Genomic DNA, 26,285 nt, shown 5'->3' with positions numbered 1-26,285 from the left:
AGATCGCGATATGAGCGAGAACCACCTAGAGCCAGCGAAGTCTGTGATTGCCAAAATTGGCATTGAGCGAGTGTCTGCCGTGACCGGCAAACACATCTCTCGGGTCTATCGCTGGATGTATCCTAAGGCACGCGGCGGCACTGGCGGCATTATTCCCCAAGCTGATGCGTTTGTGCTCCTCGCTCATGCACGATCCGAAGGTATTGAACTTTCGCCTGCCGATTTCTTCAAGATATCCACGGAGGCCGCAGAATGATGGTGCTCCAGTTTTTCCGCAGCGTAGGGAAGCGGTCATCCCGCGTGGTTCATACCCACGATGTCGCAGGTTCAAATCCTGCCGCTGCAGCCAATCCCGCCGTTCAACGGCCAGGCGACGAGCGGGAAACCGGACGGAAGAGGCTTTGCACGCCTGCGGACCCTTCCGTCCGGAGCGTCTTTCATGTTGCGCAGGGGTTTGTCCTCTCCCTTTTGCGCACCCGCCGTGACGCCTCTCCTCCCGGCTCCGGCGGTTCTTCTCTTGATGGTTCGATGTCATGCGGGCCGCCTTTTCTTGGTTGGACTCTACGAAGCTAATCGCAGCTTCCAGCAAATTCACCGGAAGAATTTCCGAAAAGATTCCCTTGATTTTCGAGGACCATTTCGTGCGCCCAGATGAGACCGAAAACATGCGCCCCACCTCTCAGGAAGAGCGGCGTGACTTGAAGGCTACCGTTGGCCGGCTTCTCCGTCAGGTTGGCGCGTCCAACGTTGCCAAGGAAAGCCGAGTTGGGGAGGCGCACCTGTCGCGCTACGCCTCCCAGCGCGAGAAAGAGTTCATGCCGCTCGATGTCGTTGCCGATGTTGAGCGAATGGCAGGCTATCCTCTGGTCACGGAATTTATGGCTCAGATGAGCGGGTTTCGTCTCGTCCAGAATGACTCCGAAGCCGACGCGCCGGATATGGAGGATGTCGGTCGCCTGGCGGACACCAAGGGCAAACTGCTGTCCGCGCTGATCACGTCTTTTCTGGATGGGAAGATCGATAATCACGAGCGCCGCACGCTTCTTCCGCTCCTCGACGATGCAATTGCTCAGATGCAGGAGCTTCGCAGCGGCCTGACTGGTGGTGGCTCATGACACTTTGCATGGCCGAAACCAGCCGTTCCAAGCTCGTGAAGGAAGCCCGCTCCGCGCGGGTTCTAGAGCTTTGGCGCGCTGGCCGATCCACCCACGAAATCGCTGAAACGCTGGACCTCGCTGAACGCGAGGTTTGCCGCATTATCGAGGAGGCAGGACTTTGAACGCCGCTGTTTCTCTTTTTGAGCGTCCGATTTCGGATCGTGATCGCGGTTTTCTGCGACACGTCGCTCGCGCCGACAACTGGTACGAGATCCGCCACGGCGAACTTCCATCCGCCGTCCAGTGCATGCGCGCCGGTTACGTTCGCCTGTCCAACGACAAGCGGCAGGCGATGATCACTCATAGCGGGCAGGCGTACCTCCGCAAGTGGATGGGGGTGCATTGATGGAACTGTTTGACACACTTCCCGCTCTGATCCGCACGGCGATCAATGATGCCGGTTTTGAGTTTGTGCCTCGCTTTGCGGCGAAGCTTCTGGCGCGCGGAGTTTCCGCCGAGCGTGCCGCCGAGATCATCCGCGAAACCGATCTGCGCCTTATGCGCAAAGGCGGTGCGGCATGACGGCGCAAAATCTGCAAATGCCGAAGGAAGCCGGCCTGTCAATAATCGCGGCGGCTGTTCGTGACGGTCAATATCGTTGCCAGACAGCGCAGGAAGTTCGCGCGGCATGCTCGGCAATGGCCCATCGGTATCTCACGCGTGACCCGAAAGACGGAAACCTTTTCCGCCCGGGTGAATATGCGACAGCCGTACTGGATCGCGCGCGCGAACATGGAAAGCTGGCTGAAGAGAACCAGAGCCGGATCGTCATAACAGGCCCGTACCAGCTTCTGCCGCCGCTCTCGGATGATGACTTCAAGGCGCTCCATGATGACATCGCCGCCCACGGCGTAAAGGTCCCGGTTGAATACGACGAGGCCGGGGAAATCCTCGACGGTCACCATCGTGTCGCCATCTGCAAGATGCTCGGCATTACCGACTGGCCGCGCTTCATCCGCAAGCAACTGACGGAAGAAGGGAAGCGGTCCTTTGCCCGGTCGCTCAATTTCGCACGGCGCCATCTTTCCGGCGCGCAGCGGCAGGCCATTATTCAGGAGCACCTGAAGGATGCCCCGACCGCATCCAACCGCGCTATCGCCGTGCAGCTCGGCGTCGATCACAAGACTGTATCGGCGGCACGAAAACGTATGGTTGATGGTGGGGAAATTCCCCACCAGAAGACAATCGTTGGTCGCGACGGCGTTTCCCAGCCCGTAGTCAAACCGATCCGCACCATGTTCCTGCCGGAACCTGCGAATTTTCGCGAACTGAAAAACGTCGCCAAGCTCAAGCGCGCTGAAGATCAGAAGATCCGCCATGCGGTCCGCACGGATCTCGCCGTCCAGATCGCCGCACGCCAGAATGCCGCGCCCTGGTGGCAGGGTGTTGGAGAAGATGAAGGCAGGGCGTTTCCGGTTATCTACGTTGATCCGCCGTGGCGCTTCAAAAGCTATTCGGAAGTGACAGGCGGCGAAAAGAGCGCCGAAAACCATTATCCCACCATGTCGCTCGACGACATCATGAAACTCGGTTGCCCCGGTGCTCACAATTCGGCGCTGTTCATGTGGGTGACGGATCTCGCCAACGGCGTAAAGACGCTGGAGCGCTGGGGTTACACCTACAAAAGCTTCTGGGGCTGGAAAAAGATCTACCCCGGCGAACAGACCGGGACCGGCTACTGGAGCTTCGATAACCTCGAACTGCTGCTTATCGGCACGCGCGGCGATTTCCCGGCACCTATTCCCGGCACCCAGCCGATTAAGTGCACCGACCATTCCGTCGGTCGCCATAGCGAAAAGCCGGTCTGGTTCGCCGAACAGATCGACCGGCTTTATCCGACCATGCCCAAGCTCGAAATGTTTCAGCGCCGCGAGAGCCTCGCGGACGGCGACGTGCGTCTGAATGGAACGTGGGAGTTTTGGGGAAATCAGGCCGGTGCGCCTGAAGGGGGTGCGGAGTGACGCCATGGAAGAGAAAGGAAACGATTGGAGGCTTGGACCGGGTAACCAGCCAATTAAGGAGCGCATTATGAACAGACTCCTTATCAGCTTCAGTGGCGGCGAGACTTCCGCGTTGATGGCTCTGCTCATACACGAACGGTGGCGTAACAGATACGACGAGATCATTACCGTCTTTGCCAACACCGGGCTGGAAAATGAAGAGACCCTAGAGTTTGTTCGGCAGTGCGATGATGCCTTTGGGTGGAGCGTCGTATGGGTCGAAGCGGTTACCGCTCCGGAGCGAGGCAAGGGGGTCACGGCTCGCGTCGTCGATTTCAACACCGCCTGCCGTGATGGATCGGTATTTGAGGCGATGATTGCCAAGCATGGCATTCCCGGACCTGGATTCATCCATTGCACTCGCGAGCTCAAAGAACGGGCAATCACAGCGTATTGCCGGACGATCGGATGGAAGTCCGGAACCTACGACACAGCCATTGGCATCAGAAATGATGAGGTCGATAGGATCAACCCTTCTGCCAGCAAGAAGAGATTGGTCTATCCGCTCGCCAATGACTGGCCGCGCCGCAAGCCGGATGTAAACGCCTATTGGGATCGTCAGCCGTTTCGGCTTCGGCTCAAAGGATACAAGGGCAACTGCAAGACGTGCTGGAAAAAGTCGCTTCGGAAGCATCTGACGATCATGTCCGAGACGCCCAGAGATTACGACTTCTTCGAGCGGATGGAGCAGACCTACCCGATGTCTGGAGCCAATCCAAGAAATGAACCTAAGCGGTTTTTCAGGGATCGCCTCATGGTTTCCGACATCCGTCGCTTGGCCGCCGAGGGCAACTTTGAGCCTGCCGAAGATGATGCTGCCGTCTACCAATCCGACATGTTTGCGGGCCACGAATTGGACGTCGGCGGCGGCTGCGAGGAGAGCTGCGAGGTGACATTTGAAGATGACCAGGTGTGAGCAGGAAATCCGGCAACGCGAAAAGGCCCGCGTCGCGCGATTGGAGGACATCGCAGGCCGTTGCAAGGGCGACAAATGGGAATTTGATACCGATGGTGGCCAGACGCATATCATCGCGCGTCGGTCCACCAGCGAGCGCGTCGTCCTCGGCACGCTCTACACGGAAGCCCTGCCGGATGAAGTCGAGCTTCTGACTGGAGCGCTGGAAAACGTCATCCTGTTTCTGGAGCTTAGAAAGCGCGCAATTGCCGCCTTTAAGAATGTCCAGAGCTTGCCGTCGGATAACCTGCAACCCAGCCAGTTGCGGGAGGGCGATTTCGCCGCAAACGCCGCCATGCTGTGCGCAGAGCCTCTGTTCCATCATTATCTTGAGCGCCGGCTCCCTCCCGACCAGTCACGGGCCATTCATAACAAAGACCATGCCGACACGGTGCTTAAGAAGCTGATCGGCATCACCAGCAAAACACAACTCAATCGTGAAGAGCGTGCGCAGGCGGCGTTTATCGACCTGCGTACGGACTTCGAACTATGGAAAGGTGGCCGGGTATGACGGGGATCCTGCCGGTTATAGAGCAATTGCAGGAATGCAGGACGGATGCGGAACGGGCACGGTGGCTCCTGAATATTCCGGTTTTCATATTCTACCGTGAGCAGACAGCCATTTACAGGGCGCTCCGCAAGGCGCGGTTCGCGCTGGGCGAAAAGCTGGTCGATATCGAGATCTCGGCGCTGCTTTCGACGCGGGACCGGTACGGACGCCTGCCGGCAGACATGGATGAACTGGTCGGTGCTGCGCGGACCGGATTGGCAGCGCTGGCGCGGAACGGGGGTGCGAAATGAGCACCGAAGCAACGATCCGGCGCGGTGTCCGCAACGCAAGCTATTCAGTTGTCCCGAACCATGTCTTTGAGGATGTCCGGCTTTCCATGGAGGCAAGGTGGCTTTTGGGCTACCTGCTGTCGAAGCCGGATAACTGGACTGTCGTAATCGGTGACATCATCAAGAAGGGCGGCTGTGGCCGCGACAAGGCCCGGAAGATGATCGCGGAGTTGGTCGAGTTCGGTTATGCCGAGCGCGAGCAGGTCCGTGACGACGGCAAATTCGGTGCTTCCGTTTTGGTTATTTACGATGAACCACGTGAGCAAGAAGCGCCGAATACCGCTGGTATAACAGGCGCTAACGCGGAAAGTGTTGCAATCTTACCGCAGACGGATTTACCGGCGACGGCAAAACCGGCGCCGGATTCACCGTCGCCGGTAAAATCGGCACATAGTAATAACTCAAATATACCAAATACTGACTCTCAAGGCGCAAGCGCGGAAGAGGAAGGTTTGAAAAAGGTTGATCGTAAAAAGATTAGCCGTGATTTCACCCTCTGGTATGCGACCTGGAAGAAGGGTGACGAGGAGTATGGCCGCAACGCATGGTTCGCCCTGTCCGATGAAGAGCGGACCGAGTGCATCGAGCGGACGCCCGCCTATCTGCGGTGGGCCAAGCCTTCCGACCTGATGGCCGCTGCGGTCTACCTGAAAAACCGCCATTGGCGCGATATGCCGGACAGCGCCTTGGCTGATCCGTCGCGTTCACGTGGCGTTGCCAAGGTGTGTGGAAAGCTCTGGATGGGCGTCTGGCTGGAGACGGTCAACCGGCAACCTGATGTAGCCCCTCGCTTCACGCTTGTTGACGAGCAGGATATCGACGCCGGCAAGGTCACTCGGGAACAGTTGGCGCGGCAAAAGCGAATAGCGTACGGCTGGAGCCTGATCGTTCGGATGGTCGACAAGGCCCACAAATCCGAACCGTTTGTCACATCGTTGGAACTATTACCGGAAGTCGAAGGCTTCCGTCAGGTCGAGCGCGGAAGCGACATATACCTCGCATGGCAGCGCCTTCACGAGCGCCGTGGACTGCCTTTCCCCGATGATCTCCGGGACTGGTTCTGGCTACCGCCTGTCGATGGAGGCGCGGCAGATCTCGATGCGGCTGTCGAGGTGGCACTTTCTCAATTCCTGAAATCCATCAATGAGGGGCGGAACGATGATGCAGCATAAGTTTGAAGGCATTTCCGGAGTATCCCTCAAGGGGCTTATGAAGCTTGATCGCATCGCCCAGGATGCGGCGAGAGTGGCCCATGAACGCGAATCGGCATCCAAGGAGCGGGCGCACAGCGTGTCCGATTCGGGCTGGGTGATTGCCAGAGTCGAGTATGGACGCGAAAACTCTGTTGAAAATGCCATGATTGAAGCTGGTATTGAGGCATGTGTAATCATGAGAATGGGGCCAGAAAGGAGGCGTCACAGACGACGCTTGCCGGCTTCCAAGACGCCTGTGTTCAACGGCATAGTGTTCGTGTTTTGCGTGCCAGACAACCACGCACTGCGCGGCATCCTGTCTTTCGATGGCGTTAGAAACATAGTCATGGGAGGGGAGAAGGCCGTCAAGATCGCCAAAGAAACAATCAATGAGTTCAAGGAATTGGCAGCTTCTGGCGCTTATGACCATAGCCGACGCTCCGATGCGATCAGAAAGGGCGATAAGGTCAGGATCACCAGCGGTCCATTTGTTGGCTTCGAAGTCGAAGTGGATGCTTTCGGCGAAGCTGGGCAGGGCGATGCAGTTGTCACCATCGTGATCTTCGGCAAGCCAACCGTGTTCAATATGCCGCTTGCAATGCTTGAGAAGATATGAGTACAAATCTGCCCATGGTCGATCCGGTTCTTAGTGGCGGTTACGCTCGCGCCCGGACCCAACCCTGACAGTCTCAATAGAGAGACACCGATTCAGGGCCAGTGCTACAGCTATGCGACGACGAACCACAAGGCGGCCAGACGGTCGCCTTTTTGCATTGTAGGTATGGCCAGACTTACCACACTCAAGCCGACGCTCGGCACGTTGCCTCCTCGGCTGGGTCCCGCACCTGGTGATGAGCAGGACCGCAACAGGCATCGGCAGACCGCAGAGCCTTGGCGCAAGTGGTACCAGCTGGTTCGATGGAAGCGCCTGCGCATTGAGACATTCAAGCGCGACCTATTCACTTGTCAGATGGCAGGCTGCGGCCAGATGCATGGCAACACGTCGAAACTCATCTGCGACCATGTCACGCCTCACAAGGGTGATGAGGCATTGTTCTTCGATGAGAAGAACCTGCAAACGTTGTGCAAGCCCTGTCACGACACACTGAAGCAACGAGAGGAACGGTCGCGAGGCCGTTGGTGAAGCATGGTAATGGTCAGTCAGCCTCGACGTGATCGAACCAGCGAATGCCCTTGGCTTTGGTATCGTGGCTACTTGGCAAGCCACCGAAACAGCGGCGGACAGAACATCAAGGTCATGACCAAGTTTCACCTGCCGCTCGGTCACATCCTGATCTTCGATCACCCATCTCGGCGACGCAGCCGGAAGGCCTAGAGGGGGGGGGCGAAAGTCTGGAAGGCCCCGACCTCCCGCACCCGCGTCCCCCACATTCGGAGATTTTTTTTACCGTGACAGACGATTTTTCCGGCAAGGATGTCGAATACGATCTGTTCGGCAAACCGGTGATGCCAATCAAGGATCGGCGCGGACGGCCATCGTTTGCGAAAAACAATGAAAATCAAGAGCTTGTCTGCCTTCTTCGGGCGGCAGGTTGGACCCAGCCTCGCATTGCCGGGTACATTGGGTGCGACGAGAAGACTTTGCGGAAGAATTTTTCCCGGGAGCTTCAGGACGGCGCAGACCAGATCGAAGGCATGGCGCTGGAAGTCACGCTCAAGAAAATGAAGTCCGGCAACTCGGTCGCGATATCGCGGATCTTCGACATCATCGAAAAACAGGGTGCGCCCGCTGTGCCGATACCGAGATCTCCGGAGAAAACGCCGGATGAAAAGCTCGGCAAAAAGGAGGCCGCCGACAGAGACGCCCATACGGCGCATGAAGGCACTCCATGGGCTTCGCTTCTGCAATAAAGGCTGAGTGGAATTTTTCCTGTCCCGACTGGGCGGATCGACTTCGCGACGGTCGCCCGATTGTTCCGGATCTTCCTCTTGACCTGGATGAAGGCAATAGGGCTGTCGGCATTTTCGATAACCTTCGTCTTCCGGATGTGCCTGACCAGCCGTACATGAAGGATGCCGCCGGCGACTGGTTCCGCGATATCGTCAGGGCAATCTTCGGATCGATTGATGAACACGGAGAGCGGCACGTTCGAAATGTCTTCGGCCTTGTACCGAAGAAGAATTCCAAGACGACTGGCGGCGCCGGAATTATGGTGACGGCGCTGTTGATGAACAAGCGACCACGCGCCGAGTTCTTGCTGATCGGTCCGACGCAGGATGTTGCCGACACGGCATATCAGCAGGCCGCTGGCATGATCGAAGCGGATCCGTATCTGGCAAAACGGTTCCATGCCATCGAGCATAAAAAGACGATCGTTGACCGGCTCAACAAGGCAAAGCTGCGCATCAAGACCTTCGACATGAAAGTCTTGACGGGTTCCAAGCCAGCCGGTGTTCTGCTCGACGAGCTGCACGTCATGTCGTCGTATTCATACGCATCGCGTGTTCTAGGCCAGATTAGCGGCGGCCTGATCCCGAACAAAGAATCGTTTCTGATCATCATCACCACCCAGAGCGACGAACCGCCGTCGGGTGTCTTTAAGTCAGAACTTCAATATGCTCGCGGCGTTCGTGATGGCAGCATCACGGATAGCAGCACCCTCCCGGTTCTCTACGAGTTTCCAGAGGAGATGCAGACCAGTGACAGGAAGCCTTGGAAGGATCCGAAGAACTGGCACATGGTCCTGCCGAATTTGGGTCGCTCCATCACGCTCGATCGATTGATCGAGGAATGGCAGACGGCACAAAAGAAGGGTGAGGAAGAAGAACGCCGCTGGGCCAGTCAGCATCTGAATGTTGAAATTGGCCTTGCGCTGCACTCCGATCGCTGGATCGGCGCTGATTATTGGGAAGCTGCCGCCGATAAAAGGATCACGCTCCAATACCTCATTGATGAGTGCGACGTGATTGTTGTGGGTGGTGACGTTGGCGGGCTCCTCGATCTTTGGGGGCTTGCGGCGATCGGTCGGCACAAGGTGACTCGGCGCTGGCTGCTGTGGGCGAAAGCCTGGGCGCAGCCCTCCGTTCTCACGCGTCACCCGGAAATCGTCGAAAAACTCAATGATTTTGAGCGGGCCGGTGACCTGGTCATTTGCAAGCGCGTCACTCAGGATGTCGAGGAAGCGGCGGCTATAATCGCTAGTTTGCGTGATGCGGGAAAGCTGCCGGAAGTTGGTGCGATCGGGCTTGATCCGAACGGTGTCACGGCGTTGCTGGAAGAGCTTGCCGGATACTCGATCGTCGATCCGATGGTGAAGGCCGTTTCGCAGGGCTACAAACTTTCCGCCTCGATCTTCGGGATAGAGCGAAAACTTGCCGACGGCACAATGAAACATTGCGGCTCTGGGCTGCTTAATTGGTGTGTCCAGAACGCCCGTGCCGAACAGCGCGGCAGCAATATCTACATCGAGAAGAAAACGGCCAGCTCCAAGATAGACCCCTTGGTAGCTGCCTTCAACGCTGGCGAGCTGATGGGCAGGAACCCGGAGGCAAACGGTCCGTCGGTTTACGAAACTCGCGGCATAAGGATGGTTTGACGTGGGTTTTTTCGGGAAGTTGTTCGGATCCTCCGCATCAGACGTGCAGGTAGCGCAGCCAAGAGCGGATTCGGGCGGAACCGGTTACGTGACCTATTCGCTTGACGATCCGCGCCTTCTGGAATTCCTGCGCACAGGTCATGAGTCCGGTTCGGGCGCCACGGTCACCGTCGAAACAGCGATGCGTAATACCTCGCTGTTTCGTGCTTTCAGCCTGATATCGAATGCGATCGGCATGCTGCCGTTTCAGCTGATCGATGAGAACACCAAGGAAAAGGCAACCGATCACCCTCTCTACCGGGTGCTCCATCGCCAGCCAAACAACTGGCAAACGGCATTCGATTTCCGGGTACTGATGCAGTTGCGGGCTTTGGCTCATGGAAATGCGTATGCCCTGATAATCAGAGGCCAAAACATCAAAACAGGCCGTCGCGCCGTGTCTCGCCTGATCCCGTTGGATCCGGAGAGGGTTACACCCATCCAGAACCCGGACTGGTCGGTCAGCTATCGATATCAGCCGAAGTCTGGCGGTCAGAAACTCTATGCCGGTGAGGAGATTTTCCACCTTCGTGGCATCTCCATCGACGGCATCAACGGCATATCGCTCGTAAAGCAGGCCAGAGACGCTATTGGAATTGCTCTTTCCGCTGAATTGGCTGCCGCCCGAATATTCAAGAACGGGTCCATGGTTGGTGGAGCACTGGAGCATCCCGGCAAGCTTTCTGATGATGCTTTCGAGCGCCTGAAATCTTCTCTCGCCGAAAAAGAGGGCGCAGAGAACGCCGGTAAAAACATGATCCTCGAAGAGGGTCTGAAATACAGCAAGCGCGATACCAATGCCAAGGATTCGCAGCTGATCGAAGCCCGCAAGATGCAGGTTGAAGAAATTGCTCGCGTGACCGGCGTTCCTCGTCCGCTTTTGATGGTGGATGAGACAAGCTGGGGATCCGGCATCGAGGCTCTCGGGCGGTTCTTCGTTCAATACGCGCTCGGGCCGTGGTTCGAAAGCTGGCAGCAGGCAGCGGAGCGCAGCCTTCTCGAAGAGAGTGAACGGGATCGATATTCCGCGAAATTCAATCCGGGCGCGCTGCTTCGAGGGTCAATGAAAGACCAGGCCGATTTCTTCGCCAAGGCGCTTGGCGCTGGCGGTGCGCCGGGCTGGCTCTCGCAGAATGAAGTTCGCGACCTTTCGGATTATCCGGAAACGCCAGATGGAGACACGGTCAGCAAGGGCACAGCGAGTGCCGCTGCCCCAAAGGAGACCCGCGACAATGAAACATGACCACCGCACGCGCGTCTTTGCCAAGGCTCGACCAGGAGCTTTACCGATCCCCGCAAATCGCGATGTGTCGGCTCTTACGAAGCCGAGCGTCTTCGACAAGTGGGCTTCGGAATCGGCAGGTGTTCGCGCCGTCGATCAAGGCGACAATGTCATCACCATGTTTGAAGCCATCGGAGAGGACTACTGGTCTGGCGGCGGTGTCACCGCAAAAAAGATTGCGGCGCAGCTGCGCGCGATTGGCCCACGTCCGGTTGAGGTCCAGATCAACAGTCCCGGTGGCGACATGTTCGAAGGGATCGCGATCTACAATGTTCTGCGGGAACACTCGCAGCCCATCACGATCAAGATCATGGGCATGGCTGCATCTGCGGCATCGATCATAGCTATGGCTGGAGACACCATCCATATCGGGGCTGCTTCCTTCGTCATGATCCACAATTGCTGGGTCGTCGCAGTCGGTAACAGGCACGATATGCGCGAGACCAGCGAATGGCTTGAGCCATTTGATCAGGCAATGGTTGATCTCTACGCTGCCCGGTCCGGTCGAGATCCGAAGGAAATCGCTAAATGGATGGATTCAGAAACATACATGTCTGGATCTCAAGCTATCGAGCGCGGATTTGCTGATGGCCTTCTTGCTTCCGACGCCATGGTCCTCGACGAGGATGCGAAGGCAAGCGACCAATCGATCAACGAGCTTCGGGCAACCGAGATATCACTCGTATCAGCGGGCATGACGCGCTCTGAAGCGCGCGCTCGCATTAACAAGATCAAGGGCACGCCTGGCGCTGCCACTGAAGCCACGCCGGGCGCTGGCGACGATGAATGGGCCGGTATCGCCGCGCTCTCTGCTTTACTCAAATCATAGGAGCTTCGAGATGAAGCGATTTTTCACGCTCGTGGCGATCGTCGCCACGGCCTGCCTGACTGCTGCCAATGCCTACGCTATGGGCGAAATCGTCCAAGCCGCAGCGGCAGTTCCTGCGATGCTTCCGGCTGCGCTTGTCGCCGGCGCATTCGCTCTTGCTAATCCGCTCGCTGACCGCCCACGCGCCGTATCCGCTGGGCCTCGGGCCGACGCGTCTGATCCGAAGAAGATGCTTGCCGACCTGACGAAGGCCTTCGAGGATTTCAAGGCGGCGAACGATGAAAAGCTGAAAGCGAAAACCGACGACGTGGTCGTCAATGAGAAAGTCGAGCGCATCAACACCGCTGTCGGCGATCTCCAGACGAACTTTCAGAAAGCTATCGACGACCTCAATGCCAAGCTCGCTGCTGCGGATATCGGCTCGGGCGTCATTGGTGACATTCCTGCCGACCCCGAATATGTCGATGCCTTCAAGGCACATATGCGGAAAGGCGACGTGAAGTCAGCGATGACGAAGGGCGTTGCCGAGGACGGCGGCTATCTTGCTCCCGTTGAATGGGACCGCACCATTACCGGCAAGCTGAAGCTCGTTTCTCCCATCCGTGCCAACGCCCGCGTGATTTCGATTACCGGCGCCGGTTTCAAAAAGCTTTTTACCGATCGCGCCATCGGTTCCGGCTGGGTCGGTGAAACTGCCGCGCGGCCTGCGACTTCAACGCCGCAGATCGGTCAGTTGGATTTCCCGCTCGGAGAAATCTACGCCAACCCTGCCATTTCCCAGCAGCTGCTCGATGATTCCGCGATCAACCTGGAAGAATGGCTTGGCGCCGAAGTCGACACCGAATTTGCCCGTCAGGAAGGTATTGCCTTCCTTTCCGGCGATGGCGTCAACAAGCCGCATGGCGTTCTCACATACGTCACTGGCGCCGCCAACGCTGCGCGCCACCCCTGGGGTGCCATTGAGGTGATCAACAGCGGCGCTGCTGCTGCCCTCACGTCGGATGGGTTTATTGACCTGTTCTACTCGATCCCGGCTGTCTACCGGCAGAACGCCAAGTTGTTCACGGGCCGACTTGCTCAGGCATCCATGCGCAAGCTGAAGGACGGGCAGGGTAACTATCTCTGGCAGCCTTCCTTTGCCGCGGGTCAGCCCGCAACGTTGGCCGGCGAGTCGATCGTCGAAATCCCGGATATGCCGAACGTGGCCGCGAACGCGATTGCTGCGCTCTACGGCGACATGGAAGCGACATATCTGGTCGTCGATCGCGTCGGCATCCGCGTGTTGCGTGACCCGTTCACCAACAAGCCGTTCGTGCACTTCTACACGACGAAACGCGTTGGTGGCGGCGTTTACAATCCGGAGCCAATGCGTGCGCTCAAGATCGCCGTGAACCCCTAAGCGGCGCAGGCGGCAGATTTTCCTGCCGCCTTTCACCCTGACCTCAATGGAGGATAGCGAAATGGCCACCAAAAATACTTCTACCGGCAAGGCTGTCACAGCGAGAACTGTAGCGAAGACACCTGCCGCAAAACCCGATGGCAGCAAGGCTGCAAACATCCCTGCCGCGTCTGAATTCTCACCGTCCGGTGCGCCGGTCCAGTCGGTGCCGGATGTCGATCCGACGCACATTGCCGTCGATGCCGATCCTCGCAAGGGGACGTCGGAAACGCAGAATCGCATCGACTTCAACGATCCAACGCTGTCGGGCCGTGAAGCGGTGGAACAGAACCTGAAAACCTCTGAATAGGATTGCCACTATGGCTGACGTCGTCATCGCAACTCTGGCACCACTTTATTCGCTCGCGGAAGTTAAGCAGCATCTGCGCGTCGATTTCGACGATGACGACGTCACCATCCAGACTTACATGGACGCCGCCGAGCAGACAGTTCTACAGTACTGCAACATTCCCCTCGTTCCTTTTGGCAAAGGTGATGTGTTCAAGGTCGCGGCCATGATCGCCGTGACGGACATGTATGAAAATCGCGGCGGAAGAGATGGCCTGCCGTCTGCCAGCAGGCTGCTTCTTGATCCCTATAGATGGTTGAGGGTTTGATATGGCTCGCGTGAAATTTACAGAGAATTTCGACTACAAACCCACGCCTCAGGTGACGATTGCCTACGAGGCTGGTTGGGAAGGAACCGTAAGGCGCGAGTGCGCAGAGGAAGCCGTCGCCGCCGGTAAGGCCAAGTGGGCAGGCAAGGACGCGGAGGCGCAGCGCAATGGCGAAACCCAGATCAGCGGGTGACCTTTTCCACCGCGTGGCATTCGACAAGCGGGAAGAGATAGACCGAGGAGATGGCGTCTTTGTTGGTCAGTGGGTCGAACAGTTTCAGGCGCGGGCAGGCTTTGCGCATTTGCGTGGGGGCGAAAGCGTCATGGCTGATCGCCTTCAAGGGCAGCACACACAGGTCATATTCGTTCGCTCGTCTTCGCAGACACGGCAGGTGGATACAGACTGGCGGGTGAGGGATACTCGATCCAGAACCGAGTTCAATATCCGTGATGTGACGCCGACGACGGACCGGCAATGGCTCGACTTCCTCTGTCAGAGCGGAGTGGCAAGCGGATGACCAAAATCCAAGGCCTTGACCGCCTCAAGCGCAAATTGGCTCGGTTGCCAATAGTTGCAAGGCAGATGATCCGCCAGCAGATGGAAAAGACCGCCGACGAGATCGTCACGATGATGAAAAATCTGGCGCCGGTCGATGACGGCAAGTTGCGGGATAGCATCGGGTGGACATGGGGTAAGGCCCCAAAGGGCTCGATCACTCTGGCCTCTATCAAGTCGACAGGTGAGGACGGGATGACGCTGACCATCTACGCCGGCAACCGCGAAGCTTATTATGCCAGGTGGGTGGAGTTTGGCACCGCGCGCCATGAAAACAGCGGCCTTTTTGCGGGATCGATTCATCCGGGCACTACCGCGCAACCATTCTTCTACGTGTCGTGGAGGGCAAACAAGCGTCGCGCCAGACGTGCCGTATCCAAGGCCGTCAGGGACTCAGCAAAGAAAGTGGCCTCCGGATCATGACAGATGACGCCGCGCATGAACTACAGGTGGCTATCGTGAACGCTTTGAAAGCCGATCCCGATGTCGCTGCACTCGTCGGAAACCGGATTTATGATCTGGTTCCTACAGTCGATGGCAAGATCACTGCGACCTTTCCCTACATTTCGTTCGGTCCTGTGCAAGATTTACCAGAAGACGCCGACTGCCTCGAAGCGTCAGAGCTGGTGATCCAGCTGGACACATGGTCTCGCGACCCCGGATTCATGGAAGGGCGCAAGATTGCCAAGGCATTGAAAAAAGCCTTGGACGATCAGAGTTTATCGCTGGCCGACAATTCTCTTGTCTATTTCGAGTTCGACGGTCGCCGCGATCTGCGCGCGCCTGACGGCCTGACCACCCAGATAGTCAGCACTTACCGTGCTGGCATCGAACATCACTAAAACTGCCAACACAGGAGGCCGCAATGGCTCAGGCAACCACCATCAAGGGGGGCAAGATTCGTGTGCTCCTCGGGAACGACGCCAACCCTATCGTGTATTCGGCGCCTTGCGGTTTCACGCAGCGGTCGATCACGCTGAACAAGGGTCTCGAAGAAGTCAATATTCCGGACTGCGACGACCCCGATAAGGTCGATTGGGTCGGTCGCGACGCGACTTCGCTTTCCATGGGAATTTCCGGGGAAGGCGTTCTTGCTTCGGAAAGCGTCGACACTTGGCTCGAAGGCTTCGAGAGCATCGAGAGCATCCCCGTCAAGGTTGAATGGGAATTTCCGGCAAAGACGATCACGTGGAGCGGTCGCATGCATATCGAGAGCATGGAGGTCGGCGCCAATAATGGTCAGCGCGCAACCAACAATGTCTCCCTCCAGAGCGACGGCGAAATGGTCCGCGTCACGACACCGGCGGCGCCATAATGCGGGACGCTCGCATATCATTCGACTGGGCAGACGGGACACATTCGTTTCGTCTTGCCTGGGGCCAATTGGCTGAGCTTCAGGAGAAGTGCGACGCTGGTCCATATGTCGTTCTCCAACGACTACACAGCGGCGCATGGCGCATCGAAGACATTGCCAACATCATCAGGCTGGGCCTGATCGGTGGCGGTATGGAGCCGTCGCTCGCGCTAAAACTTGCTAGGCGCTACGTCGAGGAGCGTCCGCCGATGGAAAATCTCATCCCTGCTCAGGTCATTTTGTCTGCTGGCCTCACTGGCGCTCTGGATGAGAAGGTGGGGGAGGGCGACGCAGCAAATCAAACGGAAAACAGCTCGACGAACTCCCTAACGGAAAGCTGAGGTTTGCTGCGATCTACGGGACAGGCGCTGTCATGGGCTTCACGCCGCAGCAGGTAAACGACATGACGGCGTGGCAGTTCATGGCGACCGTTGATGGATACGTCGAGGTAAATACGCCGGACGATGGGTCTCTGACGGCAAAGGAAATCGATGAGCTATGGGATTGGGTGCAAGGGTAACTGACCCCCACTACCATGACCTGAAGTTGTCCAAGTCTTGCTTTGGTTTCTGGACGCTCTGATTGTTAGTCAACGCGTCTTTGTATTTTTTTGGAACGTAACCAAGGGTGCGGGCACCGCAACTCGGGCACTTGTAGGCGCTGCTGCCAAAGAGAGTGACGAGTAGCCATACAGGAATCCAAAATCCAGCGGTCACGACCGAAAGCAGAAGGTGCAGCACGTGATTGGGCGTCTGCCTCTCGGCAAGGACCATGCGCACTTCTTCTTCACAAAACATTCTCTTTTTTTGAGTTCCCACCGTCGCATCCCTCCCCGTTTGAGTAAAAGCTAAAAGGTTCATTCGCAAATGGCAACAGACCTTGAACGCCTTGTCGTCCAGCTTTCTGCTGACGTTAGGGGTTATGAACGTGCTCTCGCGAGAGCTCGCGGCGAAACGACAAAACAAGCGCGAGCGATTGAGAGCCGGTTTTCTTCCATGAATAAGCGGCTGTCTGCCGGCTATTCTGCAATTGCTGCCAGCGCCGCGAAAGCCTTTGCTCTTATCGGTGGCGCCCAGGGTTTTCGCCAGCTATCAGATAGCGGCACTCGGATTACTAACTCACTCAAGGTGGCTGGCCTTGCAGGCGAAGAGCTTGAGGGAGTGTATCAAAAGCTGTTCACGGCAGCCCAGAAGAATGCCGCCCCACTTGAGACTATGGTGCAGCTATATGGGCGTGTGTCACTCGTTCAAAAAGAACTCGGCGTTTCATCTGACGAGATAATCAGCCTTTCCGGTAATGTTGCCCTTGCGCTACGCGCTTCTGGCCAGTCCTCCCAGGAGGCATCTGGTGCGCTCTTGCAGCTATCGCAAGCTCTAGGTGGGGGTGTGGTGCGAGCTGAAGAGTTCAATTCGATTCTCGAGGGAGCGCCGACCATTCTGCAAGCTGCGGCGGCGGGCATCAAGCAAGCTGAAGGCTCCGTTGCCAAGCTCCGTAACATCATGCTTGAAGGTAAGCTTTCATCAAAGGCGCTATTCGATGGGCTAAATGCCGGCGCACCTGTCCTTGAGCAAAAAGTCGCGGGGGCGGTGTTTACGGTCGATCAGCGACTTGAGAACCTGCGCACTGCCCTCACAAACTCAGTCCGCAGGTTCAATGAATCCACGCAAGCCGCGAACACGTTCGGCTCCGCTATCGACAACATGGCGAGTTTTATAAACAGCGTCGACATGAATGGCCTGGCTTCGGATATCGGCGCCATCATCAAGCTCTTGAACGAAGGCGCCACTGCTGCTCAGAACATGAGCGAGTGGATTGGAAGAATTAGTGGGCTGCAGAATATTGGCGGCGGCATCATCGGTGCGCTAGACAGTGACGGCGACGGCAAATTGTCTGCTCTTGGTGGCGCACTGACGGTTGAATCCACCGTCAAAGGCAGTCAGAAGCTCGTTGACAACACCCAGAAGCGGCTGGAACTTGAACAGCAGATTGCGGAGATCAAAGCCAATCCGGCGAACGTTCTAGGCCAGGCTGAAATCAGGCAGATTGAGGGGCAAATCAAGGCTCTGCAAGAGATTCAGAACAGAACCGCGTCCAGCATCATTCAGAGTACGCTGAATGACAAGCCGCTGACGTATCCCACCAGTGCGCCCGTCGTTGTAGGGGGTGGAGAGACCCAAACTGTCAGCGGCAAGAAATTTACGCCGATCGACATTACTGACAAGAAGTACCAGGTTGCGCCCGACAAGGACGGAAAATCCAGCAAGAAGCGAGCGGATGAATACGCTCGCGAAGTCGAGCAGATCACAAAACGCACTTCGGCATTGAAGGCGGAAACTGAAGCGCAGGCGAGCCTCAATCCTCTGCTGAATGATTACGGGTTCACGCTGGAGTTTGCGAGGGCCAAGCAGGATTTACTTACGGCTGCCCAGGAAGCTGGCGTGAAGATCACGCCCGAGCTGACGGCCAGTATAGAGCAGCTTGCGGCCGGTTATGCCAACGCAGTTGTGGCCTCTGAACAACTGGCCGAAAAGCAGGATGAAATCCGCCAGCGTGCCGAAGAAGCAATGGCTACCGCAAAGGACGTGACGCGTGGCATTATCGATGGCTTTGTTGAAGGCGCCAGTGCTGCCGACATTCTCGCCAATAGTCTGAAAAAGATCGGGGATGCACTGCTCGACGATGTGTTGAGCAGCATATTTAAGGTCAATAATGCGGCAGGAGGTGGCGGCGGTGGATTGCTGTCCAGCATTTTTGGCGGCCTTTTTAGTGGTGGCGGAAAGGGCGGCGTCTCCGGCGTGCCGATGTATGCGAAGGGAACCAACTCGGCACGCGCCGGTCTAGCTATTGTTGGCGAGGAAGGCCCTGAGGTTGTTAGGTTCGGTGGTGGCGAAAAGGTTATACCAAACCACAAACTCACTGCGCCTAGCCTGCCCAACATGAAGTCTCTTGGAGGTGGTGGAAGTTCAGTTACCCTCTCTCCGAGATACAATATAGACGCGCGTGGCGCTGACGCTGCGGCGGTAGCTCGCATTCAGGCGGGTCTTGAGAAGACAAACGCCAACCTGAAGGCAAACATCATTGCAACCGTCCGAAAAGCCCAGACGGGCAATGTGAAGTTGGGGTAGGGCATGACAATCGCTTATCCGCTCCCAACTTCATTTTTCGACGAGTTCCCCGGCTGGTCGACCGAGTTCAATCCTTTGTGGCGGCAGGAACAATCTCGTACCGTCGGCGGTCAGACGATCGTTAAGGATCTGGGTTCTCCGCTCTGGCAGATGACGGCTCAGTCGAAGTCATTGAAGCCGAATGAACTGGACTACTGGCGGGCGCGCCTGACAAGTCTGGAAAACGGCCTTAAGACTTTCCGAGCGTTCCCGAAGTCTCGCTGTTTTCCTGTTGCGTATCCGAACGGCAGTTGGCCAACAGGCGGCGCTTTCAACGGCGTTGCCCAGGTGGCAACTATCGCCGCCAATCGCAAGGCGGTTTCGCTCTCGGGCTTGCCTGCTGGCTACAAGGTCTCAATCGGCGATTATATCCAGATTGGCGACAAAGACTTGCACGTGGTCATGGAACCTATGACGGCGAGCGCTGGCGGCGTGACAACGCAGTTTGAGGTTCGCCCGCACCTTTGGCCGGGAGTGGTGGCGCCTGTTGCTGCAACGCTGGTGAAACCATCCTGCATCATGGCAATCGTGCCCGGTTCGATTTCAACGACTGCCGACATGGCTACTGGTCGCGGCACTGTCACGTTTCAGGCGATTGAAGCCCGCTAAGGGAAATCAATGAGAAATATCTCAGCAGAAAACCTTGCTGCGCTTGAGGCGCGGCAACTGGTGGCTCGTGACTTCCTCTGGTTTGTCGCGCGCGATCGAGCAACTGGTGCGCCGGTCACCGATGGCATGTGGTCGGACGTCGGCAACGTGTCTGCGGCTGTGGTTCATCCAGACACGGGCTTGCCTGTCACGCGTGACTGGTACGGATCCGGCACGCTGGTTCAGATCGACGACATTCCGCTGGTCGCGAACCTCTCTGTGCAGAACGTCAATATCCGCCTGTCGCAGGTGAGTGAGCATGTGCAGACGCTGGTTCGCCTGTACGACTGCAAGCAGGCTCGCGTCGAGATATTCCGTGGACTGTTCGATCCGGATAGTCGCCAGATGGTGGCGCCTGCCGAATGTCGCTTTGTCGGTTTCGTCGACACCATCACGATCACGACGCCGAGTGAAAACGAAGAGGGCAGCGTGACGATGGTCTGCGCAAGCCACACGCAGGAAATGACGCGATCCAATCCGGCCACACGCAGTCACGCCACCCAGGTTCTCCGGCAAGCTGGTGACGCATTCTATCAGGATGCGGACACTTCGTCTGAATGGGAATTCTTCTGGGGTTCTGAAAAGGGCAAGGTCGCGACGCAGCCGAAGCGCAAGAAATTTCTTGGGATCTTCTGATGGAAGCTCGATTTGCTACTGCCGAGGACCGCGACCGCGTGGTCGCGTTGTTGCGCGAAAGTCATGAGGCCGCTGGCTTCACATTTCCGTTTCAGGCGGCTTACGCAGACCAGCTGTTTAAGCAGCACATGCGTTCTCCAATGGCTTGCGTTCTGGTCACAGGCGAACGTGCGCAGGGCGTTCTGATGGCCGTTGCTTTTGATCATCCGTTCGGTGCTGGCCGCATTGCAAAGGAAACGGTCTGGTTCGTATCGCCAGAGGCCCGAGGCCGGGGCGCGATCAAGATGCTTGACGCCTACGAGGCATGGGCACGCTCAGTCGGCTGCGTCTCTGTCGGGATGGCATCGCTGGCAACCAATGACGTTTCCAGCCTTTACGAGCGGCGCGGCTACAGCGCCGTCGAAACACACTTCATGAAGCCGCTTTAGCGGCTGGCGCGCGCACGGCGCATCCGAAGGAAAATCGATGGCTATTTTTTCTGGTATCGCCGCTGCGATATCCGGCGCGGTATCGGCTGTTTCTGGCTTTATAGGATCGCTCGGCGCTTTTGGATCCTTTCTGCTAAAAACGGCAGTTGGCGTCGGCGTCAGTCTGCTCGCGCAGTCTTTGGCAGGCAAGACCAAAGACCCGACATTCTCGATCAACGGCACACTGCAAGGCGGCGGTGATGTTCCTCGCTCCTTCATTCTGGGCCGTACTGCGACTGCTGGCTCTCTCGTATTCGTCAACACGTGGGGGCAGGATGGTGATACACCGAATGCGTATCTGACGCAGGTTATCGCGGTCTCGGACATGCCGGTTCGTGGGGTAGTTGAGTTTTGGGCAAATGGCGAGCGTATGACACTTGGCGCCCTTACCGAGCGCGGTTATGCGATCAACGAGTATCCAGACAGCCTTTGGTTCAAGTTCTACGACGGCACCCAGACGACTGCCGACAGCTTCCTGTTTACGTCAGTATCGAACGGCAACAGATGGTGGAACCCTGACCGAATTGGGCGCGGCGTTGCCTATGCCATTGTCACGGCGCGCGTTTCCAAGAACATGTTCTCCGGCATACCGTCCTTCAAGTTCGTGCTTGAGGGAATGCGCCTCTACGATCCATCTCGCGACAGCACCGTTGGCGGTGTAGGTGGCCAGCGTTATGCCGATCCGGCGACGTGGGGCGGCGACGGCGACTTTCTGCCGGCGGTGCAGATCTACAATCTGCTGCGCGGCATCAGCTACAACGGCCAGTGGTTTTACGGCCTGCAGAACATGTCGGCGGCCCGCCTCCCTGCTTTGGCGTGGATTGCGCAGATCGAGAAGCACCGCGCCGGTACGCTAGAATCCACTGGATGGGTAAACACCTACCGAAGCGGCGGCGAAGTCCAGGTCGAGGCTCCGCTGACGTCTGCCGTTGAGGCGCTGCTCACGGCCTGCCAAGGCAAGATTTCGGAAGTTGGTGGCGTCTACTACCTGCATTCTGGTGCTCCGGATGCTCCGGTTATCGCATTCACCGACGACGATATCCTGTCCACTGAAGAGCAGGAGTTCACGCCGTTCCTTGGATTGGCCGACACCATCAACGGTGTTTCGGCAAACTATCCTTCTCCGCAAGACGGCTGGGTATCAAAGACTGCGCCGCCGCTCTATCGGACTGACCTTGAAGCGATCGACGGCAATCGTCGTCTGATGGCCGACGTCGATCTGAACTTCGTTCCCTATGCGGAGCAGGTGCAGCGGCTAATGAGGTCGGCGCTAGAAGAGGCCAGGCGTTTCCGGAGGCACACGATTGTTCTGCCTCCACGCTTCTGGGCCTACGCGACACCGGGTACGGTGTTCTCGTGGACTTCTGAGCGTAACGGTTACATCGCGAAACTGATGCGCCTCGACGGTGTGGCGGATCGCGCCAACCTCGATGTCATGGTCGACATTACTGAGGTTGATCCGGCTGACTACGATTGGAATACGGGTGCCGATTTCCAGCCTCCCGTTGACGGGCGTCATTCGTCCGACGCCGCAGCCAATCGTGGACTGGTTTGCAGAACCGGCCACCATCAAGGACGCGGCTGGTGATGATCGCAGACCGGCGATCCGGTTGACCTGGGACAATACTGATGGGCGCCTCGATGATGTGATTGGCATCGAATACGAGGTCAGACTACAGGCGTCGCTGGAGAAGGTGTCTGAAGGCCGAACGGACCAACCACAAGTCGGCTCAATGCTGATCTCGCAGAGCCTTTTGCCGAACGAAAGCTACGTTGTTCGCGGGCGTTACATTCCCGGTGGCGATAGGCCTGTTCTTTGGTCTGGATTTATCCCGGTCATCACGCCTAACATTCTGCTTTCTGACAAGGATGTTTTCGTCGATATCGATCTCACCGGCATAGGTGAGGCTCTTGGCTGGCTTCGCAACAGCACCAGAACCGCACAGGACGCCATTGACGGCCTGATAGCCGCTCAAATGGAAATGGCGACGGTTGCCTACAAGGACACCCGAAATCTCGCCAGAGAGCTTTCTGTCGAGCTAGGCGCGGCCCGAGCTGAATATCGCGAGGATATCCAGCTAGCCGTTAATGAAACGATGGCCGTAGCCGGAAAGGTCGAAACACTTACGGCTGCACTGGGCGGAAATAGTGCTTCAGTCAATATATCCAGCTAGCCGTTAATGAAACGATGGCCGTAGCCGGAAAGGTCGAAACACTTACGGCTGCACTGGGCGGAAATAGTGCTTCAGTCAATATCGCCTTCGCGGCTTTAGCCACACCGGCAGGCTATGCGGCTCGATACGGCGTGACGGCAGCTGTCAACGACGGTCAATATCGTTCTGCAGCACTATTGTTGGATGTTCCCGCGAACCCGTCCAGCCCAACACGTTTGGTTGGCTTCGCTGACCAATTCGTCATTGCCAGCGGCGATATGTCGGTCATAAAGCAGCCATTCGTTGTTCAGGACGGAGTGCTCTACGCTAACGACATCAGGGTCAACAAGCTGTCGGCATTCACTTCGGTACTGGGGAACGTCAACATTGAGGAGGCCTATATCGGCAACCTTCAGGTTGGAACGTCGAATATTGCTTCTGGTGCTATTTCAGATGCGTTTGAAGTTTCGCAGTCTGGCAGNAACATTGAGGAGGCCTATATCGGCAACCTTCAGGTTGGAACGTCGAATATTGCTTCTGGTGCTATTTCAGATGCGTTTGAAGTTTCGCAGTCTGGCAGCACGCCGCAGAGCTTGGTTGTGAACCATGGCACCGGGGCTCCGAGGATATACCTTTTTTATTCCAGCGAACTCGTCACCGCAAATAACCAGATTGGCGCGCAAATTCGCTACGACATAAACAACGATACCGACGGGGGGGTTATCGGGTCGATCGGGTCGGTAAACCCTGGCGTTAACAATGGCGATATCGTGTCAGCTTCATCTTTCCGTATTTTCGTTCCCCCTTCGGGAAGGACGCAAACCACGTTCAGAATAAGCAGGTTCGCACCGGTGAACCTATCAACCTCAGCCCGCCTCATCGCCATGGTTCTTCGGCGCTAGTCACAAGGAAATCCCATGACAACCGGCAGTCAGNGATCGGGTCGGTAAACCCTGGCGTTAACAATGGCGATATCGTGTCAGCTTCATCTTTCCGTATTTTCGTTCCCCCTTCGGGAAGGACGCAAACCACGTTCAGAATAAGCAGGTTCGCACCGGTGAACCTATCAACCTCAGCCCGCCTCATCGCCATGGTTCTTCGGCGCTAGTCACAAGGAAATCCCATGACAACCGGCAGTCAGATGCAGGTCGACGCTCTCGTCGCCTTGCATGAAGCAGAAGTGCGCGAAGGCTTTTTGAAGCAGCGCACTCTGCTTTTATCCCAGCATCTTTCGATGCAGAAACAAGAAAACCAGATCCTTCTCGACAAGATCAACGGTCTTGAGGCCGATCTGCGCGTTGCAAAAGGCGAAGGCGAGACCAACGACGGAGCATCCCAATAATGGCGAACACCACATGGTACGGCGACGGCACGACAACCGTCGCTGTCGGCTCGCGCACGGTTACCGGTATCGGGACCGGCTGGTTGACAGAAGTTGCCGGACTGACGCCGATCAAGGCTGGCGACAAATACGGCATCCACGTTGGCCGCCCGATCGTCATCGAGCAGATCATCAGCGATACGGAATTGCTGCTTGCCGACGACTGGCCCGGTCCTGCCCAGACGGACGCGCCTTACAAGGTCGAGTTGACCTCGCCGACGATCGCGGCTGTTGAGGCCATGCGTCGGCTGCTGGCCAGTTTAAGCAATGGCAACCTTGAGGGTTTGTCGGAGATCACTGTCGGTACGGATGATATTCCGATTGGTATCGGTCCGGGCGTATTCAGTACGATCAATAAAGCGGCACTGGTTCAGGGCGTCGAGTACGATGCGTTCGTGGCCAACCTTGCGGGTAGGGCGGCGTACAATGGCGCTGCGGCTGGTTTCGCTGTGCTCGTCATCGACATCGGTGACGGCCGATCTGCGCTCTATTTCAAGAACTCGGCAACGTCGGGTGACTGGAGCGCGCCTTCGTATGTGACTGGGCCTGTTGGTCCTGCTGGCATCAACCAGCGCGGCAACTACAGCGCAGGGACCGCTTACGCGATTCGCGATATCGTGCAGTACGGTGGCTCTACATGGATCGCCAAGGTTGCCACGACCGGTAACGCGCCGCCGACGCTTCCGACGACCGAGAACACGCAGTGGCTCTTGTTCGCCCGTTCTGGAACCGCTGGCGTTGTCGATCGCGGCACCTACAGCGGCGCGACGGCCTATGAGGCGAACGATATCGTTCTCAACAATGGCTCAACATGGCTTGCGCTTCAGGCGACCACGGGTAACGCGCCGCCAGTGCTGCCGACTGAAAGCAACGCCTACTGGCGCTTGCTGGCTCGCAAGGGCACGGATGGTTCTGGTACGGGTGATGTTGTTGGGCCCGCCGGTGGCGTTGCGATCAATGACTTGGCGGTCTTTGCTGACACTACCGGCAATCTTCTCAAGAAGGCGCCTAACAATGTGGTTGGCAATGCACTTTTGTCGCAGCTCGCTGCGCCTGCGATTAAAGGGCGGCTAACGGCGGGAACTGGGAATGTCGAAGATTTGACGCCTGCGCAGGCACGTCAGGTCTTGGGTGGGTGGGAGTTTATAGGCTCCTATAATATCGCCGGTTTGAGTGTTTTGGACATTACCAATCTTGGAGCATACAGAACGCTTCGAGTTAACGGCGTAGGCGTTTTCAACGCCAATAACGATATGAATATCCGGTTCTCGGAAAACAACGGCTCCACCTTCGGATCAGATAGCGATGAGTTTCTTTACACGTTCATAGGCACGAGAGCGCCTAATTCTGGAAGTGGAGCCGTTGGTGAAACAACTGACGGATTAAGTTCTAGCAACTTCTTCCTTTATCATGGAGGAAATACTGGATATCCGACTTTGGCGGAGTGCGTAATCTACGAATTTAACCAGGTTAGAAATGCTGGAACTTTTGTGAGCAGCAGGCTTAGCACTTCAACCGATAGGTATGTTCGCATGATAGGTGCGGCGCACAAGCGCGCAACCGCTCAAAATGCTCTTAGATTTTATCTAAATGGAACCACAGCCCAGTCTGGAACGATTTATCTTGAAGGAATTCGCGGATGAATATTGCGATATTCAACGCCGAAACAGGCGAAGCAACTGAACGCCCGATGACGGCCGACGAGATTGCCGAAATTGGGATACCCCCTGAACCAATTCCCCCTACCATCACCGACTACGAAAACGCCATTCAAGACCTCGTTGACAGCACCGCTCGTGAGCGTCAGTTCCGCGATGGTGTGACGTTGGCGTCTTATCTCGGATCAACAAAGTCGAAATGGGCGGCAGAAGCGCAAGCCTTCGTCGCGTGGCGGGATAACGTCTGGTTCTATGCTTACGGTGAGCTTGCAAAAGTGCAGGCAGGCCAGCGGCCACAGCCTACCGTCGAACAGTTCCTTGGCGAGATCGCCCCCATCGCTTGGCCGGTAGCGTAACCCGG

35 protein-coding genes, 1 tRNA gene and 1 pseudogene are annotated in these 26,285 nt (G+C 57.0%); all 37 read left to right on the top strand.

The genetic code is table 11. The features are described 5' to 3' along the window. The first annotated feature begins 10 nt into the window (after positions 1-10). The 37 genes and pseudogenes from ASD46_RS13510 (at position 11) to ASD46_RS13355 (ending at position 26,280) form a co-directional block, all read left to right on the top strand. Positions 11-256 carry a hypothetical protein gene (locus ASD46_RS13510; RefSeq protein WP_060642412.1) on the top strand — a complete coding sequence of 82 codons (246 nt, stop codon included), beginning with the start codon at positions 11-13 and terminating at the stop codon, positions 254-256. 17 nt (positions 257-273) lie between these two features. Further along, a tRNA-Met gene (locus ASD46_RS13505) sits at positions 274-349 on the top strand. A gap of 184 nt (positions 350-533) precedes the next feature. Then, positions 534-1,115, top strand: coding sequence for a hypothetical protein (locus ASD46_RS13500; RefSeq protein ID WP_060642411.1), 582 nt, complete (start codon positions 534-536; stop codon positions 1,113-1,115). Further along, positions 1,112-1,279 (top strand): hypothetical protein, encoded by a 168-nt coding sequence (locus tag ASD46_RS27090; protein WP_156390051.1) that lies wholly within the window; start codon positions 1,112-1,114, stop codon positions 1,277-1,279. The genes ASD46_RS13500 and ASD46_RS27090 overlap by 4 nt, the downstream gene beginning before the upstream one ends. Next, entirely contained in the window at positions 1,276-1,503 is a 228-nt protein-coding gene (locus tag ASD46_RS13495; protein WP_060642410.1) for a hypothetical protein, read from the top strand. The genes ASD46_RS27090 and ASD46_RS13495 overlap by 4 nt, the downstream gene beginning before the upstream one ends. Next, complete coding sequence (locus ASD46_RS27085) at positions 1,503-1,679, top strand: hypothetical protein (RefSeq protein ID WP_156390049.1); 177 nt, start codon at positions 1,503-1,505, stop codon at positions 1,677-1,679. Before ASD46_RS13495 ends, ASD46_RS27085 begins: the two co-directional genes overlap by 1 nt. Further along, the gene (locus ASD46_RS13490) at positions 1,676-3,118 is read left to right on the top strand and encodes an MT-A70 family methyltransferase (protein ID WP_323455123.1); all 1,443 of its coding nucleotides are present in this window, start codon (positions 1,676-1,678) and stop codon (positions 3,116-3,118) included. The genes ASD46_RS27085 and ASD46_RS13490 overlap by 4 nt, the downstream gene beginning before the upstream one ends. A 4-nt stretch (positions 3,119-3,122) precedes the next feature. Beyond that, a complete protein-coding gene (locus ASD46_RS13485; protein WP_162248389.1) occupies positions 3,123-4,073 on the top strand; it encodes a phosphoadenosine phosphosulfate reductase family protein in 951 nt (316 codons plus the stop codon). Then, positions 4,060-4,623: a hypothetical protein gene (locus tag ASD46_RS13480; RefSeq protein ID WP_060642408.1), complete on the top strand. Its 564-nt coding sequence runs from the start codon at positions 4,060-4,062 to the stop codon at positions 4,621-4,623. Before ASD46_RS13485 ends, ASD46_RS13480 begins: the two co-directional genes overlap by 14 nt. After that, the gene (locus tag ASD46_RS13475) at positions 4,620-4,913 is read left to right on the top strand and encodes a hypothetical protein (protein ID WP_060642407.1); all 294 of its coding nucleotides are present in this window, start codon (positions 4,620-4,622) and stop codon (positions 4,911-4,913) included. Before ASD46_RS13480 ends, ASD46_RS13475 begins: the two co-directional genes overlap by 4 nt. Continuing rightward, entirely contained in the window at positions 4,910-6,124 is a 1,215-nt protein-coding gene (locus ASD46_RS13470; RefSeq protein WP_060642406.1) for a hypothetical protein, read from the top strand. Before ASD46_RS13475 ends, ASD46_RS13470 begins: the two co-directional genes overlap by 4 nt. Next, complete coding sequence (nusG, locus tag ASD46_RS13465; protein WP_060642405.1) at positions 6,111-6,761, top strand: transcription termination/antitermination protein NusG; 651 nt, start codon at positions 6,111-6,113, stop codon at positions 6,759-6,761. The genes ASD46_RS13470 and nusG overlap by 14 nt, the downstream gene beginning before the upstream one ends. 165 nt (positions 6,762-6,926) lie before the next feature. Next, positions 6,927-7,289 carry an HNH endonuclease gene (locus ASD46_RS13460; protein WP_060642404.1) on the top strand — a complete coding sequence of 121 codons (363 nt, stop codon included), beginning with the start codon at positions 6,927-6,929 and terminating at the stop codon, positions 7,287-7,289. A 44-nt stretch (positions 7,290-7,333) separates the two neighbouring features. Then, positions 7,334-8,017 (top strand): hypothetical protein, encoded by a 684-nt coding sequence (locus ASD46_RS13455; RefSeq protein WP_156390045.1) that lies wholly within the window; start codon positions 7,334-7,336, stop codon positions 8,015-8,017. 155 nt (positions 8,018-8,172) lie between these two features. Further along, positions 8,173-9,702 (top strand): terminase large subunit, encoded by a 1,530-nt coding sequence (locus ASD46_RS13450; protein ID WP_323455122.1) that lies wholly within the window; start codon positions 8,173-8,175, stop codon positions 9,700-9,702. A gap of 88 nt (positions 9,703-9,790) precedes the next feature. Beyond that, positions 9,791-10,984 carry a phage portal protein gene (locus ASD46_RS13445; protein ID WP_323455121.1) on the top strand — a complete coding sequence of 398 codons (1,194 nt, stop codon included), beginning with the start codon at positions 9,791-9,793 and terminating at the stop codon, positions 10,982-10,984. Further along, positions 10,974-11,852: a head maturation protease, ClpP-related gene (locus ASD46_RS13440; RefSeq protein ID WP_060642401.1), complete on the top strand. Its 879-nt coding sequence runs from the start codon at positions 10,974-10,976 to the stop codon at positions 11,850-11,852. The genes ASD46_RS13445 and ASD46_RS13440 overlap by 11 nt, the downstream gene beginning before the upstream one ends. A 10-nt stretch (positions 11,853-11,862) precedes the next feature. Continuing rightward, positions 11,863-13,251: a phage major capsid protein gene (locus ASD46_RS13435; RefSeq protein WP_156390043.1), complete on the top strand. Its 1,389-nt coding sequence runs from the start codon at positions 11,863-11,865 to the stop codon at positions 13,249-13,251. A 61-nt stretch (positions 13,252-13,312) separates the two neighbouring features. Further along, entirely contained in the window at positions 13,313-13,600 is a 288-nt protein-coding gene (locus ASD46_RS13430; RefSeq protein WP_060642400.1) for a hypothetical protein, read from the top strand. Between the two features lie 10 nt (positions 13,601-13,610). Further along, positions 13,611-13,907: a head-tail connector protein gene (locus ASD46_RS13425; protein ID WP_060642399.1), complete on the top strand. Its 297-nt coding sequence runs from the start codon at positions 13,611-13,613 to the stop codon at positions 13,905-13,907. Between the two features lies 1 nt (position 13,908). Further along, on the top strand, positions 13,909-14,100 hold the full coding sequence (locus tag ASD46_RS13420) for a hypothetical protein (RefSeq protein WP_060642398.1): 192 nt from the start codon (positions 13,909-13,911) through the stop codon (positions 14,098-14,100). Continuing rightward, positions 14,075-14,425, top strand: coding sequence for a phage head closure protein (locus ASD46_RS26555; RefSeq protein ID WP_082546197.1), 351 nt, complete (start codon positions 14,075-14,077; stop codon positions 14,423-14,425). The genes ASD46_RS13420 and ASD46_RS26555 overlap by 26 nt, the downstream gene beginning before the upstream one ends. After that, the gene (locus tag ASD46_RS13415; RefSeq protein ID WP_060642397.1) at positions 14,422-14,886 is read left to right on the top strand and encodes an HK97-gp10 family putative phage morphogenesis protein; all 465 of its coding nucleotides are present in this window, start codon (positions 14,422-14,424) and stop codon (positions 14,884-14,886) included. The genes ASD46_RS26555 and ASD46_RS13415 overlap by 4 nt, the downstream gene beginning before the upstream one ends. Next, positions 14,883-15,305: a DUF3168 domain-containing protein gene (locus ASD46_RS13410; protein WP_060642396.1), complete on the top strand. Its 423-nt coding sequence runs from the start codon at positions 14,883-14,885 to the stop codon at positions 15,303-15,305. Before ASD46_RS13415 ends, ASD46_RS13410 begins: the two co-directional genes overlap by 4 nt. A 23-nt stretch (positions 15,306-15,328) precedes the next feature. Next, complete coding sequence (locus ASD46_RS13405; protein ID WP_060642395.1) at positions 15,329-15,778, top strand: phage tail tube protein; 450 nt, start codon at positions 15,329-15,331, stop codon at positions 15,776-15,778. Then, entirely contained in the window at positions 15,778-16,158 is a 381-nt protein-coding gene (locus ASD46_RS13400) for a gene transfer agent family protein (protein WP_323455120.1), read from the top strand. Before ASD46_RS13405 ends, ASD46_RS13400 begins: the two co-directional genes overlap by 1 nt. A 32-nt stretch (positions 16,159-16,190) precedes the next feature. Next, positions 16,191-16,337 carry a hypothetical protein gene (locus ASD46_RS27080; RefSeq protein ID WP_156390041.1) on the top strand — a complete coding sequence of 49 codons (147 nt, stop codon included), beginning with the start codon at positions 16,191-16,193 and terminating at the stop codon, positions 16,335-16,337. 346 nt (positions 16,338-16,683) lie between these two features. Further along, a complete protein-coding gene (locus ASD46_RS13390) occupies positions 16,684-18,942 on the top strand; it encodes a tape measure protein (protein WP_082546195.1) in 2,259 nt (752 codons plus the stop codon). Positions 18,943-18,945: 3 nt separating this feature from the next. After that, a complete protein-coding gene (locus tag ASD46_RS13385; protein ID WP_060642391.1) occupies positions 18,946-19,590 on the top strand; it encodes a hypothetical protein in 645 nt (214 codons plus the stop codon). Positions 19,591-19,599: 9 nt separating this feature from the next. After that, the gene (locus tag ASD46_RS13380; protein ID WP_060642390.1) at positions 19,600-20,265 is read left to right on the top strand and encodes a hypothetical protein; all 666 of its coding nucleotides are present in this window, start codon (positions 19,600-19,602) and stop codon (positions 20,263-20,265) included. Continuing rightward, positions 20,265-20,693 carry a GNAT family N-acetyltransferase gene (locus tag ASD46_RS13375; RefSeq protein ID WP_060642389.1) on the top strand — a complete coding sequence of 143 codons (429 nt, stop codon included), beginning with the start codon at positions 20,265-20,267 and terminating at the stop codon, positions 20,691-20,693. The genes ASD46_RS13380 and ASD46_RS13375 overlap by 1 nt, the downstream gene beginning before the upstream one ends. Before the next feature lie 37 nt (positions 20,694-20,730). After that, positions 20,731-22,320: a phage tail protein gene (locus ASD46_RS27790; protein ID WP_323455119.1), complete on the top strand. Its 1,590-nt coding sequence runs from the start codon at positions 20,731-20,733 to the stop codon at positions 22,318-22,320. After that, entirely contained in the window at positions 22,274-22,906 is a 633-nt protein-coding gene (locus ASD46_RS27785) for a hypothetical protein (protein WP_323455118.1), read from the top strand. The genes ASD46_RS27790 and ASD46_RS27785 overlap by 47 nt, the downstream gene beginning before the upstream one ends. A 461-nt stretch (positions 22,907-23,367) precedes the next feature. Then, a pseudogene (locus ASD46_RS27775) lies at positions 23,368-23,787 on the top strand (phage tail protein); the annotation flags it as partial. Between the two features lie 221 nt (positions 23,788-24,008). Then, the gene (locus tag ASD46_RS13365) at positions 24,009-24,227 is read left to right on the top strand and encodes a hypothetical protein (RefSeq protein WP_060642388.1); all 219 of its coding nucleotides are present in this window, start codon (positions 24,009-24,011) and stop codon (positions 24,225-24,227) included. After that, positions 24,227-25,909: a fusion protein gene (locus tag ASD46_RS13360; RefSeq protein WP_060642387.1), complete on the top strand. Its 1,683-nt coding sequence runs from the start codon at positions 24,227-24,229 to the stop codon at positions 25,907-25,909. Before ASD46_RS13365 ends, ASD46_RS13360 begins: the two co-directional genes overlap by 1 nt. After that, positions 25,906-26,280, top strand: coding sequence for a hypothetical protein (locus ASD46_RS13355; protein ID WP_060642386.1), 375 nt, complete (start codon positions 25,906-25,908; stop codon positions 26,278-26,280). Before ASD46_RS13360 ends, ASD46_RS13355 begins: the two co-directional genes overlap by 4 nt. Positions 26,281-26,285 lie beyond the last annotated feature (5 nt).

Origin of the sequence: Rhizobium sp. Root491 (assembly GCF_001427205.1) — a bacterium.
Taxonomy (GTDB): Bacteria; Pseudomonadota; Alphaproteobacteria; order Rhizobiales; family Rhizobiaceae; genus Agrobacterium; species Agrobacterium tumefaciens.
Note: the sequence above shows the minus strand (reverse complement) of the source record. Positions and strands in the feature narration are given on the sequence as shown.